The 20541-nt window shown below is 41.7% G+C and carries 16 protein-coding genes and 1 pseudogene; 4 read left to right on the forward strand and 13 right to left on the reverse strand.

Annotated features, from left to right (window positions below):
- Positions 1 to 15: 15 nt before the first annotated feature.
- Together B5D77_RS07320 and B5D77_RS07325 are read right to left on the reverse strand one after the other, a co-directional pair.
- Positions 16 to 699: a VWA domain-containing protein gene (locus B5D77_RS07320; protein WP_253860430.1), complete on the reverse strand. Its 684-nt coding sequence runs from the start codon at positions 697 to 699 to the stop codon at positions 16 to 18.
- 204 nt (positions 700 to 903) lie between these two features.
- Complete coding sequence (locus tag B5D77_RS07325) at positions 904 to 2496, reverse strand: ABC transporter substrate-binding protein (protein WP_106908556.1); 1593 nt, start codon at positions 2494 to 2496, stop codon at positions 904 to 906.
- A gap of 722 nt (positions 2497 to 3218) precedes the next feature.
- Between B5D77_RS07325 and gyrB the strand changes: the two genes are divergently transcribed.
- Positions 3219 to 5141: a DNA topoisomerase (ATP-hydrolyzing) subunit B gene (gene gyrB, locus B5D77_RS07335; protein ID WP_008197359.1), complete on the forward strand. Its 1923-nt coding sequence runs from the start codon at positions 3219 to 3221 to the stop codon at positions 5139 to 5141.
- 401 nt (positions 5142 to 5542) lie between these two features.
- Here the strand turns inward: gyrB and B5D77_RS07340 are convergent, their stop codons facing one another.
- The 7 genes and pseudogenes from B5D77_RS07340 to ccsB all read right to left on the reverse strand — a co-directional run bounded on the left by B5D77_RS07340 (position 5543) and on the right by ccsB (position 12857).
- Positions 5543 to 5716, reverse strand: a complete 174-nt coding sequence (locus B5D77_RS07340; protein ID WP_232306109.1) for an Rpn family recombination-promoting nuclease/putative transposase — start codon at positions 5714 to 5716, stop codon at positions 5543 to 5545.
- A gap of 300 nt (positions 5717 to 6016) precedes the next feature.
- Positions 6017 to 6979: a hormogonium polysaccharide biosynthesis glycosyltransferase HpsN gene (gene hpsN / locus B5D77_RS07350; protein ID WP_198285274.1), complete on the reverse strand. Its 963-nt coding sequence runs from the start codon at positions 6977 to 6979 to the stop codon at positions 6017 to 6019.
- A gap of 262 nt (positions 6980 to 7241) precedes the next feature.
- A pseudogene (locus B5D77_RS27035) lies at positions 7242 to 7553 on the reverse strand (transposase); the annotation flags it as partial.
- A gap of 82 nt (positions 7554 to 7635) precedes the next feature.
- Entirely contained in the window at positions 7636 to 8880 is a 1245-nt protein-coding gene (locus B5D77_RS07360; RefSeq protein ID WP_106908558.1) for an ATP-binding protein, read from the reverse strand.
- Positions 8881 to 9144: 264 nt separating this feature from the next.
- Positions 9145 to 10467: a serine/threonine-protein kinase gene (locus B5D77_RS07365; RefSeq protein ID WP_008197367.1), complete on the reverse strand. Its 1323-nt coding sequence runs from the start codon at positions 10465 to 10467 to the stop codon at positions 9145 to 9147.
- A 270-nt stretch (positions 10468 to 10737) separates the two neighbouring features.
- Complete coding sequence (locus B5D77_RS07370; protein ID WP_008197369.1) at positions 10738 to 11631, reverse strand: aspartoacylase; 894 nt, start codon at positions 11629 to 11631, stop codon at positions 10738 to 10740.
- A 239-nt stretch (positions 11632 to 11870) separates the two neighbouring features.
- Positions 11871 to 12857 carry a c-type cytochrome biogenesis protein CcsB gene (ccsB, locus tag B5D77_RS07375; RefSeq protein WP_106908559.1) on the reverse strand — a complete coding sequence of 329 codons (987 nt, stop codon included), beginning with the start codon at positions 12855 to 12857 and terminating at the stop codon, positions 11871 to 11873.
- Positions 12858 to 13038: 181 nt separating this feature from the next.
- Here ccsB and ftsH point away from each other — a divergent pair, with 181 nt between their 5' ends.
- Positions 13039 to 15003 (forward strand): ATP-dependent zinc metalloprotease FtsH, encoded by a 1965-nt coding sequence (ftsH, locus tag B5D77_RS07380; protein ID WP_106908560.1) that lies wholly within the window; start codon positions 13039 to 13041, stop codon positions 15001 to 15003.
- A gap of 186 nt (positions 15004 to 15189) precedes the next feature.
- Here ftsH and B5D77_RS07385 read toward each other — a convergent pair whose 3' ends face one another.
- From B5D77_RS07385 to B5D77_RS07395, 3 genes are all read right to left on the reverse strand, one after another.
- Entirely contained in the window at positions 15190 to 15609 is a 420-nt protein-coding gene (locus tag B5D77_RS07385) for a hypothetical protein (protein ID WP_254053051.1), read from the reverse strand.
- A gap of 177 nt (positions 15610 to 15786) precedes the next feature.
- Complete coding sequence (locus B5D77_RS07390) at positions 15787 to 16140, reverse strand: hypothetical protein (RefSeq protein WP_008197377.1); 354 nt, start codon at positions 16138 to 16140, stop codon at positions 15787 to 15789.
- Positions 16141 to 16490: 350 nt separating this feature from the next.
- Complete coding sequence (locus B5D77_RS07395; RefSeq protein WP_106908561.1) at positions 16491 to 17042, reverse strand: thioredoxin family protein; 552 nt, start codon at positions 17040 to 17042, stop codon at positions 16491 to 16493.
- A 36-nt stretch (positions 17043 to 17078) separates the two neighbouring features.
- Here B5D77_RS07395 and B5D77_RS07400 point away from each other — a divergent pair, with 36 nt between their 5' ends.
- Positions 17079 to 17483, forward strand: a complete 405-nt coding sequence (locus B5D77_RS07400) for an NIL domain-containing protein (protein ID WP_004163818.1) — start codon at positions 17079 to 17081, stop codon at positions 17481 to 17483.
- Between the two features lie 235 nt (positions 17484 to 17718).
- Positions 17719 to 19128 (forward strand): isochorismate synthase MenF, encoded by a 1410-nt coding sequence (locus B5D77_RS07405; protein ID WP_008197383.1) that lies wholly within the window; start codon positions 17719 to 17721, stop codon positions 19126 to 19128.
- 11 nt (positions 19129 to 19139) lie between these two features.
- Here the strand turns inward: B5D77_RS07405 and B5D77_RS07410 are convergent, their stop codons facing one another.
- Positions 19140 to 20516 (reverse strand): aldehyde dehydrogenase, encoded by a 1377-nt coding sequence (locus B5D77_RS07410; RefSeq protein ID WP_008197385.1) that lies wholly within the window; start codon positions 20514 to 20516, stop codon positions 19140 to 19142.
- Positions 20517 to 20541: the final 25 nt, after the last annotated feature.

A 20541-nucleotide genomic window follows, 5' to 3' on the forward strand; every position in this document is an offset into this window, starting at 1 on the left:
TAAAAGTTGGTAACTCTAACATTCACTCCAGAAAGGAAAGCCTATCCTCAAAAGGATAAAAACTGTCCAAAATAGGGCATTGCATAAGGCAATTCTTCCCGTCCAATCAAAAGGCATTTTTCTATAGTTTTGCAGAAATCGATCTAGAGGTAGTACCAACATCCACATCAAGGAAATGAAAGCTGCTCCCAGAAAAAAATTGACTTGCTTGGAATTAGAACTAAATTTTTTACGAAAATCTTCGCTGACTAACTTTTGGATATTAGAAACGTTAGCAAGTAAAGCAATACCGCCAGTTTTTGAGGAAATATCTGCTAAATTGGTGGGAATGTTTTGCCCTATAATCAGAAAATTAAGCCGAACATCATTATTGACAGTTTGAGAAATCAAGTTTTCCTCCAATTCAGTCTGACCGTCGGTAATAATTAACATTTCTTTGCATCTTCCAACTTGGAGTTTGAGCGATTCTAGTCCTTTTTCTACAGCTATATTTAAGTTCGTTCCACCTCCAATCAGAGAAGCTATACTAGGTTGCACGACTCGATCTAAAGACTGCTCGATTTCTCTGGGGTTATTAGAGAAGTTTTGGGTAATAGGAATTACTTGATCGGCAAACCCATACAAAGATAGCAGAATAGGGTTTTCTGCTCTAGCATTTTGGCGAGCGTACTCTTTAACCGCTTCGATTTCTGCAGCCATAATTGTTCCTGTTCCTCGAAAAATATTCGTTGATTGATAGGTGCTTGAACTCAGATCGAGCATTATTTGTACTGATACACTTGGAGGAAACCATTTAAGAGAGCTAGTTAATAAAGCAAGAATCAGAAACAATCCTGTCAAAATGGCTGGGATTTGAAAATAGGGATAACGCCAAACAGGTTGAGGAGTGTGTAAAATCATTTGTTATTGAATTAATTGAAATCCGTAATCAACATTTGGAGGACGATTAGGAGCCCCTTTGGTGACTTTGACTAACATTGATTCTTCTTGTCGTTCTCCTTGAGCATTAAATTGAAGCTGCTGTCCAGAGGTTTCTGAAGCTGGTAGATTAGTTGCTTTTAAGTCTTGTAAGACACTAGCGCGAGTCGGATTTTCAGACAAGGCTTTAAGCAGTGCGATAGTCGCATCAAAACTACTTGCTGTTCGCCAGTTAATAGCTCCACCCCAACGCTGATATGCAGCTTGGGCATAGGGTTGATTATTGGCAACCCAAGGAACCGCTATGATTAGACCCTCTATAGCATTTCCCCCACTTGTGAGGATATCAGAACCATACAGTGAATTTCCTCCCAAAAGCTGAAACTTCGTTCCAGGGACTTGAGCATTAGCTTGGGCGAGAGAAATAGCATTGGAAATGTTACTAGGGTCTGGAAACAAGATGATCGCAGTGACTTGATTGCGAAGGGATTGTATTTCTTGCTTAACATCTAAATTTTGTCGAGTTAGATCGATCGCCGTGTAGACTTCACCTCCTAATTGCTTAAAGGCGTTTTCAAAAACCTCAAATAAGTTCTTGCTAAATGGGCTATTGGGATCGTAGAAAACTGCTATCTTTTGAACCGACAGTTTATTTTTAGCGTACTCTGCTAGTATTTTTACGCTCTCTCCGTCTGAAGGCACCGTTCTCAAGAAAACATTACCCGATAGATAATCACTGGTACTGGTTGGTGAAATCATGGCTAGTCCTACCTTTTCGTATTCAGGAAGGGCTGCTTGACTTGCTTTGCTAGAGTTATGCCCAATCACTCCTAAGACATTCGGGTTATTAGCCAGATTTTGAGCAATCATTTGCGCTCTTGCCGGTTCATTACCATCATTAGCGATCATTATCTCGACTAAACGCCCCCCTGCTCCTCCTGCGTCGTTAAAGCGAGTTTGAGCATCAGCCATTCCGCGTAACATATCTTGGGCAATATTCAATCGATTATCGATAGGAACGACAGTTGCCACAACTAAAGGAGAGCCTTTAAGACGTGCTTTGGCATTGTTGAGGTAAATTTGTACTTCTGGATCGTTGCGATTTCCTAAAACTGCTTTCTCGAACTGAGTAACTGCCTCAGCAAAATTCCCTGCTATAAATGCTTCTACGCCTCGATCTCGAAAGGGATTGGCTTGTGTTCTATTTAAGGTGCGCTCACCAGCACTGATCCAAGTGGGGTCAAAGCTAGTTGGAGTAGAGGAAGGAGAAATGCTAGGGGTTGGAGATGAAATACTAGGGGTAGGGATAGGGTTAGATCCCCCACCACCAGTAATTATATCTTTTAAAAAAACTACACCCACACCCAATGCGCTTAACAATAATAATGCTGCCCCTATTATGATAGGGTTGACTGGTATAGTAGGTGTTGGTTTCTGGGGTAAAGTTGCTTTTCCGTCTTGCCCACGAACCATTGGACATCCAGGGAAAGAGCAGGTATCTCCCCAATTCTCGATTTCATCGTGTGTTTTACCTGAATGTCCTGTACAAGTCCAAGATTGTGGAGAAGTATTTGTCATGATGAAGTTGCTACCCCCTGATCTCAAGGTGATTAGTTTGGCAACATTGCTTGGTAGTGTATGTAATTCTGTTAAAGTGGGCAAGGTAAAATCAGAAAAAAGGACTGAAGACCTTGGGGAGACCACGGTTAAGCCTCGTCCTGCCCAACCCACGATTCAACTTCATCTGTACACATACTGCTACCGTAATTGTACAGGAGAGCATCCCATAATTACAATAAGCAGAAGTGCTTAGAACGCTTAGAACTAACGGTTCGCTCATTTTCTACCGATAGTGTTCTTTAGGTGATTTCTGAGAAGGAAGGTACCGCTCCGTGAGATATGTTTGTCTTCTGAGAAACGAATTCAGATTGGCGATACATTTATTCTAGACAAAGAGGTGCAACAGGTTCCCACCCATCTTAGCGGTTTTTAGCCTCTTCAAATGATCTTTTTTCTAAAGCTGAATATGGCTGTAACTTTTATTCAATCAGGCATCGGAAATTCCGATTTATGCAAGAGGTCTAATGACAGGGAAGAAAGACACGGTATTGAATTTCCTCTCCTTGCTGCCTTCCAGTGGTTTAGCTTGTAACAAAAATGTCTCCCTATGTCCTATCCCTAATAAAAAATTCTCTCTAAAGGCATTTAAGCAGTCTTTAACCCTTATGTGCTACAATTTTTGAAGATTTTGCCATTCATTTAGGTTCAATCAGGGATCACAGCCTTTTCAGGGAAATTTTATGACAAGTAACTACGGCGCGGAACAGATACAAGTTCTCGAAGGGTTAGAACCAGTCAGGAAGCGGCCGGGGATGTATATCGGTACGACCGGGCCGCGGGGACTACATCATTTAGTCTATGAAGTGGTGGACAACTCGATCGATGAGGCCCTAGCGGGTTACTGTACTCATATCGAAGTGGATATCAAGGCCGATGGTTCCGTCAGCGTCACTGACGATGGCCGGGGTATTCCCACCGATGTTCACCCCACCACGGGTAAATCTGCCCTCGAAACCGTTCTCACTATACTTCATGCCGGCGGTAAATTTGGCAGTGGTGGTTATAAAGTGTCGGGAGGGTTACACGGAGTCGGAATTTCCGTCGTTAATGCTCTTTCTGCATGGGTCGATGTCACCGTCTGGCGCGATCATAAAGTACATACCCAACGCTACGAAAGAGGTATCCCCGTCACAGAATTGGTCAGCAGTCCCAGTCAAGAGGAAAAAACGGGAACTAGGGTTAATTTCCTGCCGGATACCGAAATTTTTAGCCAAGGCATCGAATTTGATTACAGTACCCTCTCCGGACGTTTACGAGAACTAGCCTACTTAAATGCCGGTGTTAAAATCACCTTTAGCGATTACCGTCCCGAAGAACCCCACATCGAAACCTATTGTTATGAGGGGGGTATTAAAGAATACGTCGCCTATATGTGTCGGGAAAAAGAAACCCTGCACAAAGATATTATCTATGTATCGGGGGAAAAGAACGGAATTAATATCGAAGTGGCGTTTCAGTGGTGTATAGATGCCTATAGCGACAATATTCTCGGTTTTGCTAATAATATCCGCACCATTGACGGGGGAACCCATCTAGAAGGATTAAAGGCAGTCCTAACTCGTACTTTAAATAATGTTGCTCGTAAACGCAATAAAATTAAAGAAAACGAGCCTAATCTAGCGGGGGAAAACGTCCGTGAGGGTTTAACCGCCGTTATTTCCGTAAAAGTCCCCGAACCGGAATTTGAGGGACAAACCAAGACCAAATTAGGTAACACTGAAGTCCGGGGTATCGTCGATTCCCTGGTGGGGGAAACTCTCAACGAATACCTAGAACAAAATCCCCAAGTGGCCGACACGATTATCGAAAAAGCAGTACAAGCGTACAAAGCGGCGGAAGCAGCCCGACGGGCCCGGGACTTAGTACGACGGAAATCGGTCTTGGAATCCTCACCTTTACCGGGTAAATTGGCTGATTGTAGCGAAAGAGACCCAGAAAAGTCAGAAATTTACATCGTCGAAGGGGACAGCGCTGGCGGAAGTGCCAAACAGGGGCGCGATCGTCGTTTTCAAGCGATTCTACCTCTGCGGGGAAAAATCCTCAATATCGAAAAAACCGATGATGCCAAAATCTACAAAAATACGGAAATTCAATCCTTAATTACAGCCCTCGGTTTAGGAATTAAAGGAGAAGATTTCGATCCCTCACAATTGCGCTATCATCGCATTGTTTTAATGACTGACGCTGATGTGGATGGCGCGCACATCCGAACTTTGTTGTTAACTTTCTTCTATCGTTATCAGAAGAATTTAATTGATCAAGGTTATGTATATATCGCCTGTCCTCCTCTCTATAAATTGGAACGCGGTAAAAATCATTCCTACTGCTATAGCGATCGAGAATTACAGCAAAAGATAGCGGAATTTCCCTCTAATGCTAACTACACAATCCAACGTTTTAAAGGGTTAGGAGAAATGATGCCCCAACAACTTTGGGATACTACCATGAATCCTGAAACGCGCACTTTAAAACGGGTGGAAATCGAAGATGCAGCCAAAGCTGAGGAATTATTTACCATTCTTATGGGCGATCGAGTTGCCCCCCGGCGAGAATTTATCGAAACCCACGGATCGCGTTTAAATCTTACGGATTTGGACATTTAAACCGTAACTTTGGGTTGTGTTACTCAGGCTAATACCCCGATTAGCTCCCTAATTTTCTAGCAGTAAGTCTTGCCAATAACCGGTTAGTTTTAGCTAATCTAAACAAAATAGGGTTTCTCGGCAAGAACCAGATCAAGCTAATAGCTTACTGCTAGATTATATTAATGGTTTTCTTGTATTGATCGCCACTTAAGTGCAAGGCTTGAGTCATTTGTCCTACAGTTAAACCTAAAGCCAATAAACGTGCCACATCTCCCAGAGATTCCAGTTTATCTTCCAGTTTACCTTCTTCTCGTTCGACTCAGACTTAGTAATTTATATATAGCGTTTTTCAGTTTGCTGAGGCACAAAAGTTATGGGTTTTAGGCAAAAGGGAAGAAAAATAGGTGTACCTCACTAGCTTAGGAAACGCTATAAATAAGGATCGTTTCTATTAATTGTAGGAGGTTTCGCGGTTGGGTAAAGTCAGTTCTCACTCGTTGAATGAGTTGTTTGGCTGTTGCCATCGCTTGATTTTCTTTGGCAATAATTAATTTTATGGTGGCAAGAGCCAGGGAATCTTGCATTAATATCATCGAAAAAATTTCAGTGGCGATGGTTTTTCTCAGTTTATAGCTGAAAGGAAACCACATAGGGAAAAGGATGCTCCCCATCAACAAATTTGGGGAGCTATTCCCTGAAGTTGACAACAATGCCTGGCACGGCAATAATAACCAATCATTACCATTCAATAAAATCACAATAATAGGATATAATAAAACAAATAGTAACTCAAAAAAACGGAGAAACTACCCTTGGAAATACCTTCAAAAATATCCGAAACAAACTAAAAGACTATTAGGGATTAACTACTGGTGAATGTGTTTCTTAAAAGTTTATTCATTGTAGATTTGACCATCGCTCCAGATAGATTGAACGAGGGTCACTAAAGCACTGAAAAATCCCAGCATATATAATACTCCTCTGACAAAAATCTTGGGAAGAGAACCGCTTTTATGACAAGGAGGATTTCCTAAAACATGACAGTCAAATAAACGCATAAAAAGTCTTAGAGATTCGGAAAAGGTCAGATTTTTAAAGGCCATCCAAAAGTGGTTATGATAGTGTGTAATTTGATATTCTAGAGTTCGTGTGCTAATGTCATGACAGCCTCCTGTCGGTTCTTCCAAATGAACCAACACTGCCTCTGGGTCATACCAAATCTTATAGCCTGTCTGCCGAATACGCAGACAAAGATCGGATTCTTCTCGCACGGCACTCCCTCGAAACCGCTCATCAAACCATAGTAGGTACTTGTTAAAGATCTCGCTACGAAAAGACATATTGCAACCCCTTGATGTTATGACTTGCTGAGGCTTTACCGTATGAGTTAAATCAATGTAGTACCAAGCAATTCCCGGATCCATGGCTTCAGTGGGAAGGTATTCAATGGTCAATATTTTATCTCCTTCTTCTAGGCTTTTTGGGTTGAGAACCCGACCCGCTACCGCCCCGACATCAGGTCGTTCTAAGTAATTACGAGCATGAGCCTTTAAAAACTCCTCGGTTAGCCGCACGTCATCATCGATGAATAAAATGATCTCACCTGTAGCCCGACGCACTCCGTAATTGCGCGCTCTTGGCAGACTAGCCCAATTAACCCGAAACCAGCGAAATTTAGCTTGGGTTTTTAATTCTTCTAGATAGGCTTGGGTTTCAGGAGTATGTAGGGGAGTTTGGTCGATAACCAAAACTTCAAAACTAGGGTAGTCCTGCTTGATTACGTCTGCCAAAGTATCTTGCAGAGTTTTCTCGCGACCGTATGTCGGAATAATCACAGAAATCAAAGGAAAATTGATGTTTTTCATAATCTAAGGATAAAGCAGGTAATTTTCGCTCTTTGTTACTCTTTATGCTAAATTAACATACAAAATGCCAAGACAACATACTTCTAATACTAAATCCTGTTTAAAAAGTATAGAATAGTGGGGTGTGGGCTTCCGCCGTGAGCTCAGCGTTCGACAAAAGCTCACGCCGCGGTTCGACAGGCTCACCGTCCGCTCGACTGATCTCACCGAACGTCCGAGGTCCGAACGGGTGTGGGGTGTGGGGAGAAACAATTCATAACTTGAGAGTTAATCGCACTATTAAAAACGGATTTGGTATAACCAAAAAATCCTGAAAGTTTCTCAACCCATAGCCGCTCCCTTTTATTAGTTTAAGTTTATTGTTGATTCCCTCGACCACTCCATTCTTTGTCCTTCCCTCGAAATAGCTAATGATTTCTCCAAACCAGTTTCGGATTGTTTGACAACTTTTGGTTAATATGAGAATACTATTATGATTGATGCTTCCCCCCGTCATCTCGATAATTTTACCAGCGTGATATTCGTGTTTAACCTCGGCAATGGTTTCTAAATCACGATATGCTTCTAAGCTGAGGGTTTTAGGAAGAGATGAAGTCAACATTTTTCTAGATTAGAGCCTCTTTTATTCAATCATAACACAATTAATGCTAACTATTTAATTCTAATTCCCCTTGGAGAAAATCAATAAATTGTCTGGCAGTTCTTCCCGATCGCCCATTATGTTGGGTTGCCCATTGTTTGGCACGAAATTCCAAGTCTTCTAGGCTAATTTCTAATTTAGCTAAAGCGGCCAAATGACGAACTATTTCCAAATATTTTTCTTGATTAGCTGGTTCAAAAGTTAGGGTTAAACCAAAGCGATCACTAAAGGATAATTTTTCTTGTACTGTGTCCCAATTATGCACTTCATCCCCATCTTTTGGTTGGGGTCGATCGGCAAAAAATTCTCTGACTAAATGTCGGCGGTTAGAAGTGGCATAAACTACGACATTTTTCGGTCTAGCGGTGACACTTCCCTCTAAAATAACCTTTAAAGCTTTAAAAGCTTCATCGTCTTCTTCAAAGGATAAATCATCGACAAAGATAATAAATTTTTGCGGTAAATCTCGCAGAATTTCCATAATTAATGGTAGGTCTTTTAATTGGGATTTGGCCACTTCAATTAAGCGCAATCCTTGACTATGGTATTTTTGCAATAATCCCTTGACTAGAGAGGATTTTCCTGAACCACGGCTGCCATAGAGTAGGACATTTAAAGCGGGATAACCTGCTAATAAAAACTCGGTGTTTTTAATCAAGGTTTCCTTGGGCATTTCATAACCGACTATTTCTTGAATCTGCACAGGATCGGGATGAGTAATTCCCTGTAATCGGCCTTCTTGCCACCTTAAAGCTTGATAACGGGCAAAAATTCCTGTACCACATTGGCGATAATAATCGGCTAAATCTTCGACTAATTCCGTCCAATCTAAACCGGAATGTAGAAAACTTTCTAATTTATTATCCACTTCCCAAGCGGGGAAACTGAGAAATTTAATTTGTTCAAAAACTGTCGAATTACTTAAGGTATAAATGCTAGAATTATAGAGAGATTGCAGGATAGATAAATCCTGTTTCACGCCATTAATTAAAGATTCGGGTAACTCCCAAACACTTTTTTTCTGTACCTGTTGACTAAAGGGATTATCATCTAATAAAATTTGTTCGACTAGAAAATCATTCCAACTGATATTTTTAGATGCTAAAGCTTGAAACCATTGACCATAGGCTTTGAGAAAATCGGCAACATTATCCGTAGATAATAGGGTAATAAATGCCTTGCCAATAGCATTATCAAAAACTCCTTGATACAAAACTAACAAACTGACTTTTTGGTAAATTTCAGAGATCATTTTTTATTCCCCACTAATAACTAACATTTCACAGCCGCCTTTTTGCCATTCCTAATCCGATTTAATAATTGCCGTCTTCTAGCTGAGGAAATGTAAATCAGTTATTATTCTATCAAGATAGGGTAATCTCTGCAAGATTAAGGTTAAAAAAGGAAAAATGCCCACCGACTAATTCCTAGGATTTCTTCAATTGATTCTCAGTTATCTTGATGATGAGGTACAAGGTTTTCGTTTTGGGGAGTCGGGAGAAGATACCCTGTCAGGCTACACTTCCTCTTGATGAGAAACGTTATATTTAATAAAATTTAACCAATCTTGGATTTCCTGTCCTAACCAGAGACATTCATCCTCCCGGAGATTCTGACCGATAAGATAGTAATTTTTAGCCGTCCGCAGACGAATCTGATAGTTACCTTCTGTGCCGTTGCTATGGAGAAAAATACCCCATAAATCTTGAGTTTTGAAAGCAAATTTTTTATAGATAAAATTGAAGAGTTTATATTTAATTAAAACTTCTTGAGGGGTAAAAATTAATTGCATCTCCCGCAAACAAATAAAACCAATTAGAGCTATAATAAAAGTAAGAATCGGGGAGATAAAGATACTGACAGTAAGGACAATCGCCAAAGACCAGAGAGTAGGCCCATCAGAAGGTAGCTTAATTTTGGGGGGTAAATTAATCTCGAAATTATCCCGGTGTTTAGCGATACGGATGGAACTGTGGGGAGGTTTTGGTAATTTCTTAGGATCGATTAAACTTGAGGCTTGGCGATGGTAGGGATGTTGGAGAAATTTCAGAGATTCTCTGGCACTTTTAAACCGCTTTTCTACTGCCATATCGGTCATAGTTTCTAACCAATCGATTAAATCATCATCGATTGTCACCAGTTGACGAAATTGAATTTTAGACTCGCGGTGGGGCAATTCTATCGGCACAATTCCCGTCAATAAATGAATTAAAGTCATACCCAAGGCATATAAATCAGAACCCGGAACTGCTCGGCCCCAAAATTGTTCTAGGGGTGCATAACCACTCGTCCCCACCACGGTAAAAGTAACTCCTGTCACTGCACCCCTGGACTGGACTGCGCCAAAATCTACTAAATAAACGTTATTTTCCGAGTTAATAATTAAATTACTAGGTTTAATATCTCGATGTAATACTGGGGGCGATAATTCATGCAAATAGATGAGAATTTCGAGAACTTCTTGGGCAATAGTCCGAATTACCGTAGGGGTGAAACGTTGCCCCCTTTCTAAGCGATCGCTTAGGGATTCTCCCGGTATATAATCTTGTACGAGTACAAACCAAGGAATCCCGTCACCTTGATTTTTATCGAGGGAAAAATAATCGCGATAGCGGGGAATACGGGGATGATGGAGAGAAGCTAAGACGGCTGCCTCTCTTTCAAATAATTTTAATTCTTCCCACTCCATCTGGGGACTAAAAGCGAGGAGTTTAATAATTACCGATTCTTGGGATAATATATCGGTAGCTAACCAAGTTTGACGACCGATAGCGGTATTGCCTAGACGTTGTTGCAGTTGGTAACGTTCAGCTAAAAGAGAATCAGAAGTAAAGGTCATAGTGGCTTTTCCCTTATTTAGGGTCTGCTGAAAAAGTTTTTCGTGGGGACAGGGTGTGGGAAGTGGGGTATAGGAATTATAAATTATGAATTATGAATTGGGGTGTGGGGTGTGGGAAGTGGGAAGTGGGAAGTGGGAAGTGGGAAGTGGGGGAATTTCAACTAAAACCCTAAAACCCTAAAACCCTAACACCCTAAACCCCTATCACCCTGCCTCCTGACGACCGGCTACTGACTCCTAACCCCACCAACAAACTTTTTGCCGCAAACCCTAATTAACATCGATTTGTTTTTTTGCTGTCCAACAAAGGGCGATTCCTTTTTCTTTATAGGAAGATTCTCCAACAAAGATAGGATATAATGTAGATTCCCCACGATAGATAATTTCTTGACCATCAAATGTTAGAAAAATCGGTTGATTGGGTTGAATTGCCTGATAATCTCGTTGGAGAATCTGAGGATGTAACATGGCTTTAATTTCACCCTGTTTATCCCTAGGATAATCGATCGAGCCTAAACGTTGGTAAACTGTTAGGGATTCGCCGAAAGTATCGAGACGGGCAGCCAGATAATTTTCCTGTTCGATATAGTCTAGGATTTGATAGATGAGTGTTTCGGTTTGACGAAAAAGATAGGGACAGATGACACCGTGGTTAACCGGACCGATTTCTAGGGTAAAAGCTAGGGGACAAATTCCTTTAAGAAAATGATTTTCTTCCTCGCTGACGGGATGATAAATTAAGCGCACATCAGGGTTAATTTTAGTTAGATAGGTAAAGAGTTTTAATAGCCAAGGATGGGGGTTAGAATAAATAATCGCCAGCATCATGTTAGATGTGGTGCTGTGAATATCGATTAATAAATCAATGGATTTTTCTCGGATTTGTTGATAGATATCTTTCGCTATTAGTTGCTCGTATTGCTGATAATTAGGATTGGCTAAATCTGCTCGGTTAAAACAACGATTTAAATCCGTATCGACATATCTAACCCGTTGCTTTAGGGCCAAGGGGTTAGCGATGAGAGTGTGGGATTGAAAACTGCTGCGGGCCAGGAGATTAGCTGAGTTTTGCAGGTATTTAACCAGATAAGCGGGAGTTAGTTCATTGCCATGCACACCGGCAATTAAAGCCAGATTTTTAATAGTAGTTTTCTGCTCGATCATTTTTTATAAGTTTTGAGAAGTGGTAATTATTTATGGTTTGCGGCAAAAAGTTTGTTGGTGGGGTTAAGAGACAGTTATCAGTTATCAGTTATCAGTTATCAGTTATCAGTTCACTGAGAAAACTCCCCACACCCCACACCCCAATTCATAATTCATAATTCATAATTCATAATTTATAATTCCTACACCCTCTTTCAAGTCAGGAGGGGCAGGTTTACCAACCCACCCCTATAACCGATTTAGAAAAACCAGCCGTAGGAATGAAGACCTTTACCTAAAAGATTCACCCCTAAATAACATACCCAAACCACAACAAAACCGCTGGCTGCTAGAATAGCCGGTTTTCTTCCCTGCCATCCCCGGGTAATGCGGGCATGGAGATAAGCGGCAAAAACTAACCAAGTAATTAGCGCCCAAGTTTCTTTCGGATCCCAACTCCAATAGGAACCCCAAGCTTCATTGGCCCAAACTGCGCCGGCGATGATACCGATAGTGAGAAGGGGAAAACCGAGACCGATGACCCGATAACTGATATTATCGAGGGTTTCCGCCAAGCTGAGACGTTGGGGCGAAAGAGTTGCCATGGCTGTTAAGGTGGGAGTTAAAAGGGCGGTTGGGCCACCGTTAGCCGTTTCCATGAAAATTGGGGCCGAAAGGGTGGTAGATAACTTATTTTGGAGACGATAGGCCCCCGTACCCACGGAACTGCCTTTTAACTCGATATTTTGACCTCTAGTGACGATCAGAAAAGCGATCGCCATCAGGGAACCCACCATCAAAGCAGCATAACTTAACATCATGACGCTAACGTGCATCATCAACCAATTCGATTTTAAAGCCGGAACCAAGGGCGCCGAAGTTTGCATTTCTCCAGGTAAGGACAAAGTGGCAAAAGCGGTAATCCCCATGGCCACAGGAGTCGTCACCACCCCCACCAGGCGACTGCGGCTAGTGTACTCAGCAATTAAATGAACCGCAGTTACACCCCAAGCGAGAAAGAATAAAGATTCGTAAAGATTGCTAATGGGGAAATAACCCGCTTCTAACCAGCGCGCCCCCAATAAAGCGGCGATACAGAGGTTTGCGATGGCCACTCCCGTGCTGCCCAGGCCCTGCAACAAAGGTATGCTGGGAAAGGCTGCCCCGGCCCAATAAACCAGCATGGTTAAAAACAGGACTAAAAAAGAAGTGTTATCGAGAAAGTTCTCTAAGCTAACTAAATTCATGGGATTTCTCTCGTTTGTCGCTCGCTACCAAGTATTCCATCCTCTATCCTATCCCATCGGTAAGGCGATCAAGACAGGGAATTGTTAGTATGAACTTTGTATTTTCACTCTCACCTACCCTAAAAATTAGGTAATTATTGGTATCAACTTTGTATTTTCACTGTGACCTACCCTAAAAATTATGGCTAATCAAGAAGATAATAAATTTTCCTGGTCGCGGTTGCCGCGGTTAGGCAAAATTCTGCTTATTTGTTCCGGTGTTGCCGCTTTAGGCTATTTTCTTATCCCTCGTCCCTCAGAATTATCCAATATTCCCCTCGAACCCTACAGCGAATTTATCAGTAGAGTGGAACGGGGCGACATCAGTAGGGTCAGAATTGGCAATCAAGTCATCTATTATCAATTAAAAAATCCTTTAGAATCCCTGCCTATTCCGGGTAATCCCCCCGTTAATCCCCCGGAATCAAGTAACCCCCTTTACGGTGATTCTGGTTCTCTGGACAACAAACCAAGCAGTAATCTAGTCCCCGCACGAGTTTTTGCCACGATTCCAGTCTATAACCCCCAATTACCCCAACTATTACAGCAAAAAGGCGTAATCTTCGAGGCGATTCCCGTGGCCGAAAACAGTTGGATCAGCACTCTCCTCGCTTGGGTGGTTCCTCCCTTAATTTTAGTCGCCGCCATGCAGTTTCTGTTGTATCGCAACGATGACACGCGTAAATCGCTGCTTTTTAACAAAAATCTCGCTAAAGTTTACGGAGACAACGAAAAATATCCGATTACCTTCACTGATGTGGCCGGGGCCGAGGAAGCAAAAACCGAGTTAAAGGAAATTGTCGAATTTCTCAAGGATGCCGAGCGCTTTAATAAAATTGGGGCGCGTATTCCTAAGGGTGTTCTCTTAGTCGGACCGCCTGGGACGGGGAAAACTCTCTTAGCAAAAGCGGTCGCGGGAGAAGCGGGAGTGACTTTTTTTAGCATTTCGGCCTCGGAATTCGTGGAGTTATTTGTCGGGACCGGGGCAGCCCGGGTGCGGGATCTATTTGCCCAAGCGAAGAAAAATGCCCCTAGCATCATTTTTATTGATGAATTGGACGCGATCGGTAAATCGAGAAGTTCGGGATCGGGAACTAGCGGCAGTAATGATGAGCGCGAGCAGACTTTAAACCAACTTTTGACAGAAATGGACGGTTTTAGTCCCAAAGAAGCCGTAGTCATCGTTTTAGCCGCCACCAATCGCCCAGAGACTCTTGATGCCGCTTTATTGCGTCCGGGGCGCTTTGATCGCCAAGTTCTGGTGGATCGTCCCGATTTAGCGGGACGATTGGCAATTTTGCAAATATACGCCCAACGAGTCCAGATGGGTGAAGATGTTAACCTCAAAGCGATCGCCACCCAAACCCCCGGTTTTGCCGGGGCCGATTTAGCCAACCTCGTCAATGAGGCTGCTCTCTTGGCTGCCCGTAATAATCGGGAAAAAGTCAGTCAAATTGATTTTAAAGAAGCGATCGAAAGAGTTATCGCTGGCTTAGAAAAGAAAAGTCGCGTTTTATCGGAAAAAGAAAAGAAAATCGTCGCTTATCACGAGGTCGGCCATGCTTTAGTCGGTGCTGTCATGCCGGGAGGTGGTCGGGTGGAGAAAATTTCGATCGTTCCCCGGGGTTTATCCGCTTTGGGTTATACCCTGAAAATTCCCACGGAAGACCGTTTTTTGATGACAGAAACCGAATTTAAAGAACAAATTACTATGTTATTGGGCGGTCGGGCTGCTGAAGAATTAATCTTTGGCAGTGTCACTAATGGCGCTTCCGATGATTTACAAAGGGCGACGGATATTGCGGAAAGAATGGTGACAATTTATGGTATGAGTAAATCCCTAGGACCCCTAGCCTACGATAAAACAGGACAGGCTAATTTTTTAGGTAATAATCAGGGTAGTCCCCGCCGTTCGATCGGGGAAAATACGGCCAAAGTGATCGATGAAGAAGTTAAACAAATTATCGACGCTAGTTACCAAAAAGCCCTAGCAATTCTCAGTCACAACCGCAATTTATTAGAGTCCATTACCGCTAATCTTTTGACCACCGAAGTAATCGAAGGAGAAGAATTGCAAGAATTCTTAAATCAAGCGCAAATGGTCTGATCAATCCCCATAAATAGGGTCTGCTGAAAAAGTTTTTCGTGGGGAAGTGGGGAAGTGGGGAAGTGGGGAGAACAAAGCTGCCTTTTGCCTTTTGCCTTTTGCCTTTTGCCTTTTGCCTTTTGCCTTTTGCCTTTTGCCTCTCCTCATAACTAGGGTTTGCTGAATAAATAGTCGAGAAGAACTAACTTAAGGAGAGGATAGGATCAAAGCATTGGAAAACTGGTATTTCCCTGCTTTGACGGTTAATTTGCCCTTTTTCCAACCCAAAGAAACAGGAGAGTTATCTCGACTTAAACTGTTATAAAGGGCGAAATTTTTTGACCAATCGTGCTTTTGACCGTTACGAATTAAAATCGGCAGTAGATTGATTTGATTATAGGTAAATTGTAAACTCTGCCCTTGACTGCCTTTAAATAAGAGGCTGCCTTGCTTAATTTGAGTTAAATTTACTTGACTTTTTTGCTTAAATATGCTCTTGAAATTCTCATAACTACCCTGGGTTGCCGCTTCCCCCACTTCCAGAGCAAAACCCGCATAATTGTTACCTGTGGGTAAAGCTTGGTAGGTATTATCATCGGGATAAGGGGAATTAGGAATCTCGATCATTTCAGGAGAAGAAAGATTAATTAATCTCAGGGCTAACCAAGTTTTTTCTGATTGAATAAACCAGATATTATCATCTTTTTCTAAGAAGTAGCGATCGAGTTTTGAGAAACCGAATAGAGGGAATTAAAGCCAATAGTAAATAGGGCAATTATTCCCGCTAAAATTAGGTATTTAATTTTAGATCCAATCGTCATCTTCGGCAAATTCATCGATGTTTCCTTGATTTTCCGGGGACTGAGGTTGATGCTCTTTATCTAATTGTAAAGGTATTGGTTCGGGGGGGATAATTTCTGGTAATAATTCTTCGGGTTTTTGACCATCTACCTCCACCACAATCATTTCTGTGACGGGAAACCAAAGTATGCGGCCTTGATCGTCACAAACCGTCAGCGTTCGAGATTTATCTGCATCCTCCATTGCAAAGAAATCTCCTAACATTTTGGTGGGTAAAATATTCTTACTTTCACCCCCACTAACTCCTAGGAATATATATTCGTTACCTGTGGTCAAATGTTGGACAATAATCGCCATAGTTAAAATAATTCAGTCAATGAAATGTACTTATAGCAGTTTTCATCAGAATGAGGCATGGGCAAGGTACTTAAACCCTTTGTTGGCAAAACTTGTCGATACCTCAGTAACGTGAAAAGCGCTATATTGATAGTTAACTTTTGAATGATAGCTTTCAGCCCTAAGCTTTGCACTGATAACTGATTACTGATTACTGATTACGGCTCTCCCAGCTTTGGTGGGTAAAATGTATTCTAAGATACATTTCTCAAGAGCGAGGGGGTGGAACGAACCACAAAGACACAAAGGACACAAAGATTGATCGATCCTATGTCAATTAAACTTATCACACAGAACCTAGAAGAGCCTGATTACTGCTTAACTTGACTGCCGTGACTGCGGGGATCGGTTTGACTAGCACCCGCAAGGACATTAAAATCAGAAGTCTGTCCCGTAGTGGTGGCATAGGGTAGGGTAGAATTAGTTAAAAGTGCCTCTAAATTAGCAGTTAAAATTGATTTTGGTTGTTCTCCGATCGCTTGGGCAACCGGTTGTCCTTGATTATTTAAAAAGACAAAATGGGGAATACCATCCACACGATAACGGAGAATTTCTGGCAACCATTTATTATTATCAACGTTGAGCATAACAAAATTAATGGCATTACCGTATTGTTTTTTAATTTCAGCAATTTCAGGGGCCATCGCCTGACAACTGCTACACCAATTAGCATAAAATTCTGTCAGGGTGGGTTTACCATTGCTGAGGGCAAGCTCGAAAGGTGTCGCTTTTTCCGCTTGCGCTTCCAAAGATACGGAACTAGCGGTGGTTTGAAACCCCAAGAAAATCGCTACACTAAGGATAACTGCCGTTACTGCCAGCAGCAGATTTCTGATTTTATTGGTGGGTGTGGTGGCTGTCATGGATAGTCTCTCAAAAATTATTCCTATCCTATCCTAATGAAAAAACGCGTTACTCTCACTTTTCCCAAAAAAGCCGTCCATATGCCCGTTACCTATCGACTGGCAAAGGATTTTAACGTCGCCGCTAATATTATCCGCGCCCAAGTTGCCCCCAATCAAGTGGGAACATTAGTATTAGAATTATCGGGAGATATCGATGAGTTAGAAGCGGCGATCGAATGGTTACAATTACAAAATATTGGCGTTTCCCAAGTTAGTCGCGAAATCGTTATTGATGAAGAAAAATGCGTCGATTGTGGCTTATGTACGGGAGTTTGTCCCACGGAAGCTTTAACCCTTGATCCGGAAAGTTTTCGTCTTAAGTTTTTGCGTTCCCGTTGTGTGGTTTGTGAACAATGTATCCCCACTTGTCCCGTGGCGGCAATTTCCACAAACTTGTAAAGTAGCAGTTATTAAATTAATTTTTTTGCCCATTTAAATAATAGCCATCGCTGGAGATTTTAAGCCTTGATTTGTCGCCAAGGCGGTTAATCGTCATAAATATCTCGCTCCCTTTCTGCCTAAAGACCCTTTCTCCGATACCATAGTTAAAAAGAGCTCCTTGACTCTGGCCACATCTGTGGGGATTACATACCATTAATCATGGTTTTTTTGCAAAAAATACAAAAAACTTGACATGACTTCTGCCGTTCCTCGCCTTTCCTATCCTGATAGTCCGATTGCTGATCTTCGCGGCCTCTATAACTTTATCCTCAACCCGCAACTGTTAGCCGCAGAAAAGGGAAATCCGTCGATCATCAGTTTTTGTCAAAAAATTTCCCCCCTTGATCCCCTAGAAATTCTCTCTCGGATTGCCCCTAGCTATCCCACCCATTATTATTGGGAAAATCCCGAACGAGAAACCGCTTTTCTCGGCTACGGCATCGCCTTTACTACCACTTTCCACGGCAAACAACGTTTTTTAAAAGCTCAAAAATTTATCGAAAACTGTCAACAAAGAATTATTAAAATTGATAACTATAGCGAGATTACTCCCCGTATCTTTTGCAGTTTCACTTTTTTCGACTCGGCAACAGCTACCCCCTTTCCCTCAGCTACCCTAACCCTGCCTAAGTTTCAAATTATCAAAAAACAGTCGGAATATTTTTTCCTGACCAATCTCTTAATCACTGGCGAAAAAGAAATAGAAAACTCCCTCGAAGAAACTCTTAATAACCTCAAAATTGTTCAAAATAACTCCGGCAATTGCCGACAAAATCCCCACCAGGATCCCTGTAGTTATTATATTCATCCTACCTATAATTTTCAAGCAGCTGTTGCCGATGCACTCGAATGGATACAGGCTCAAAATTTTAGTAAAATTGTCCTCGCTCACGCTCTTGACGTGATTTCTCCCCGTCCCTTTCATCTGGTAAACTGTCTTGATAATTTGCGTCAGCGTCATCCCGATTGCTACACTTTTTCCCTCGGTAATGGACGGGGAGATCATTTTATCGGCGCCAGTCCCGAACGCTTGTTAACCGTCCATCAGGGGCAATTAATCACCGATGCTTTAGCGGGATCCGCTCCCCGGGGAGAAAATGCGCTCGAAGATGCTCTTTTAGCCAATAAACTCCTAGCTAGTGAAAAAGAACAACGGGAACATCGGGCTGTTAGTGACTTTATTAACCAAAAACTGCGACAAATTGGCTTAAATCCTCAAAAATCTCCCTCTAGATTGTTAAAACTCTCCAATATTCAACATCTCTGGACTCCTATCCATGCTAAACTAAAACCCTCCATCCATCCCCTCGAAATTGTTGCCCAACTACACCCCACTCCTGCTGTTGCGGGGGTTCCCACCGAGATCGCTTTAGCACAAATTCGTCATTATGAAACCTTTGATCGCTCTCTTTATGCCGCTCCTTTGGGTTGGATTGATTGTCACAATAATAGTGAGTTTATTGTTGGTATTCGTTCGGCATTAATTAAAGGTGATCAAGCGCGATTATACGCCGGTGCGGGTATTGTTGCCGGTTCCGATCCAGAAAAAGAACTAGCAGAAATTCAGCTTAAATTTCAAGCTCTCTTAAAAGCTTTAACTTAAACTATAGCTTTTCACCGAACCAATAACTTAAATAAGCCTAATTTACCCTTAAAAGGCGGATATTTTAAAGCGGGATTGAACCAAAGAGGTGTTTTCATAATCGCTTTTTGGTGACTAAAATTCTCAAAGGAAAAACGACCATGATAGCTACCAATACCGCTATTTCCCCGACCACCAAAGGGTAAACTAGGATTAGTAAAATGAAAACTATTGTTGTTAATACAACCTCCCCCAAACTGAACTGATTCTAACCATTTATTTTCGGTTTTTGCCTTGGTAGTAAACAGATAAAAAGCTAGAGGGTTAGGGTTTTTAGCAATAATTGCTAAAGCTTCCTCAAAAGTGCTAAAGGCAATGATCGGTAAAATTGGTCCGAATATTTCCCCTTGCATAATAGGAGCATCGAGGGAAACGTTAATTAATAAAGTTGGTTGAATATATAAATTTTCTCGATCGGTTTTGCCTCCAAAAACAATCTCACCATCTTGGAGAAATTCAATCAAGCGATCAAATTGTTTCTCATTAACTATCCTACCATAATCAGGACTTAATCTGGCATCTTTACCGAAAAAATTAACAATAGTATTAGCTAATTCTCTGATCAAATTCTCCTGCTGCGATTGGTGTACTAAAACATAATCAGCTGCGATACACATTTGACCACAATTAGAGAATTTTGTCACGGCAATGCGACGGGTTGCCACGGAAATATTAGCATCAGCTTCGATAACACAGGGACTTTTTCCCCCTAATTCTAGAGTAACGGGAATTAACTTTGCTGCCGCTAGTTGATAAATAATTTTTCCTACCCTGGTACTGCCAGTAAAAAATATATGATCAAAGGTAAAATTGTCTAAGATATTCGGAATTACTTCCGCACCATCTCCCGAGACAATTAACACATATTCTTCAGGGAATATTTCCTGAATTATTTTAACTACCAATTTTTCCGTCGCTGAGGCAAATTCACTCGGTTTTAATACCGCGCAGTTACCGGCAGCAATAGCACCAACTAAAGGCACTAATAACAATTGGAGGGGATAATTCCAAGCACCAATAATTAAAACCACTCCTAAAGGTTCCTGAATAATCTGACTGGAGGAGGGAAAATTTAAGAGATTAGTTTTAACAGTTTTGGGTTGCATCCATGAGCGCAAATTTTTTAAAGCGGTATTAATTTCCACCAAAAGGAAACCATTTTCAGTAATCCAACAATCTTCGGGACTTTTCTTTAAATCGCTATATAAAGCTTCATAGATCTCCGCTTCATATTTAATGATTGCCTGTTTTAACTTCTCTAACTGCTGACGACGGAATTGATAGGAACGAGTGGCACCACTAACAAAATACTGACGCAATTTGGCTAATTTTTCTGAGTTTGACAGCATCGAAATAATTCCTAACTTAATGATG

Origin of the sequence: Microcystis sp. MC19, from assembly GCF_003019735.1 — a bacterium.
Lineage (GTDB): Bacteria > Cyanobacteriota > Cyanobacteriia > Cyanobacteriales > Microcystaceae > Microcystis.

Coding starts and splice junctions, on each gene's coding strand:
- B5D77_RS07320 (WP_253860430.1), bottom strand. CDS start 699: ATGGCTGCAGAAATCGAAGCGGTTAAAGAGTACGCTCGCCAAAATGCT.
- B5D77_RS07325 (WP_106908556.1), bottom strand. CDS start 2,496: ATGACAAATACTTCTCCACAATCTTGGACTTGTACAGGACATTCAGGT.
- gyrB (WP_008197359.1), top strand. CDS start 3,219: ATGACAAGTAACTACGGCGCGGAACAGATACAAGTTCTCGAAGGGTTA.
- B5D77_RS07340 (WP_232306109.1), bottom strand. CDS start 5,716: ATGATATTAATGCAAGATTCCCTGGCTCTTGCCACCATAAAATTAATT.
- B5D77_RS07360 (WP_106908558.1), bottom strand. CDS start 8,880: ATGATCTCTGAAATTTACCAAAAAGTCAGTTTGTTAGTTTTGTATCAA.
- B5D77_RS07365 (WP_008197367.1), bottom strand. CDS start 10,467: ATGACCTTTACTTCTGATTCTCTTTTAGCTGAACGTTACCAACTGCAA.
- B5D77_RS07370 (WP_008197369.1), bottom strand. CDS start 11,631: ATGATCGAGCAGAAAACTACTATTAAAAATCTGGCTTTAATTGCCGGT.
- ccsB (WP_106908559.1), bottom strand. CDS start 12,857: ATGAATTTAGTTAGCTTAGAGAACTTTCTCGATAACACTTCTTTTTTA.
- ftsH (WP_106908560.1), top strand. CDS start 13,039: ATGGCTAATCAAGAAGATAATAAATTTTCCTGGTCGCGGTTGCCGCGG.
- B5D77_RS07385 (WP_254053051.1), bottom strand. CDS start 15,609: ATGATCGAGATTCCTAATTCCCCTTATCCCGATGATAATACCTACCAA.
- B5D77_RS07390 (WP_008197377.1), bottom strand. CDS start 16,140: ATGGCGATTATTGTCCAACATTTGACCACAGGTAACGAATATATATTC.
- B5D77_RS07395 (WP_106908561.1), bottom strand. CDS start 17,042: ATGACAGCCACCACACCCACCAATAAAATCAGAAATCTGCTGCTGGCA.
- B5D77_RS07400 (WP_004163818.1), top strand. CDS start 17,079: ATGAAAAAACGCGTTACTCTCACTTTTCCCAAAAAAGCCGTCCATATG.
- B5D77_RS07405 (WP_008197383.1), top strand. CDS start 17,719: ATGACTTCTGCCGTTCCTCGCCTTTCCTATCCTGATAGTCCGATTGCT.
- B5D77_RS07410 (WP_008197385.1), bottom strand. CDS start 20,516: ATGCTGTCAAACTCAGAAAAATTAGCCAAATTGCGTCAGTATTTTGTT.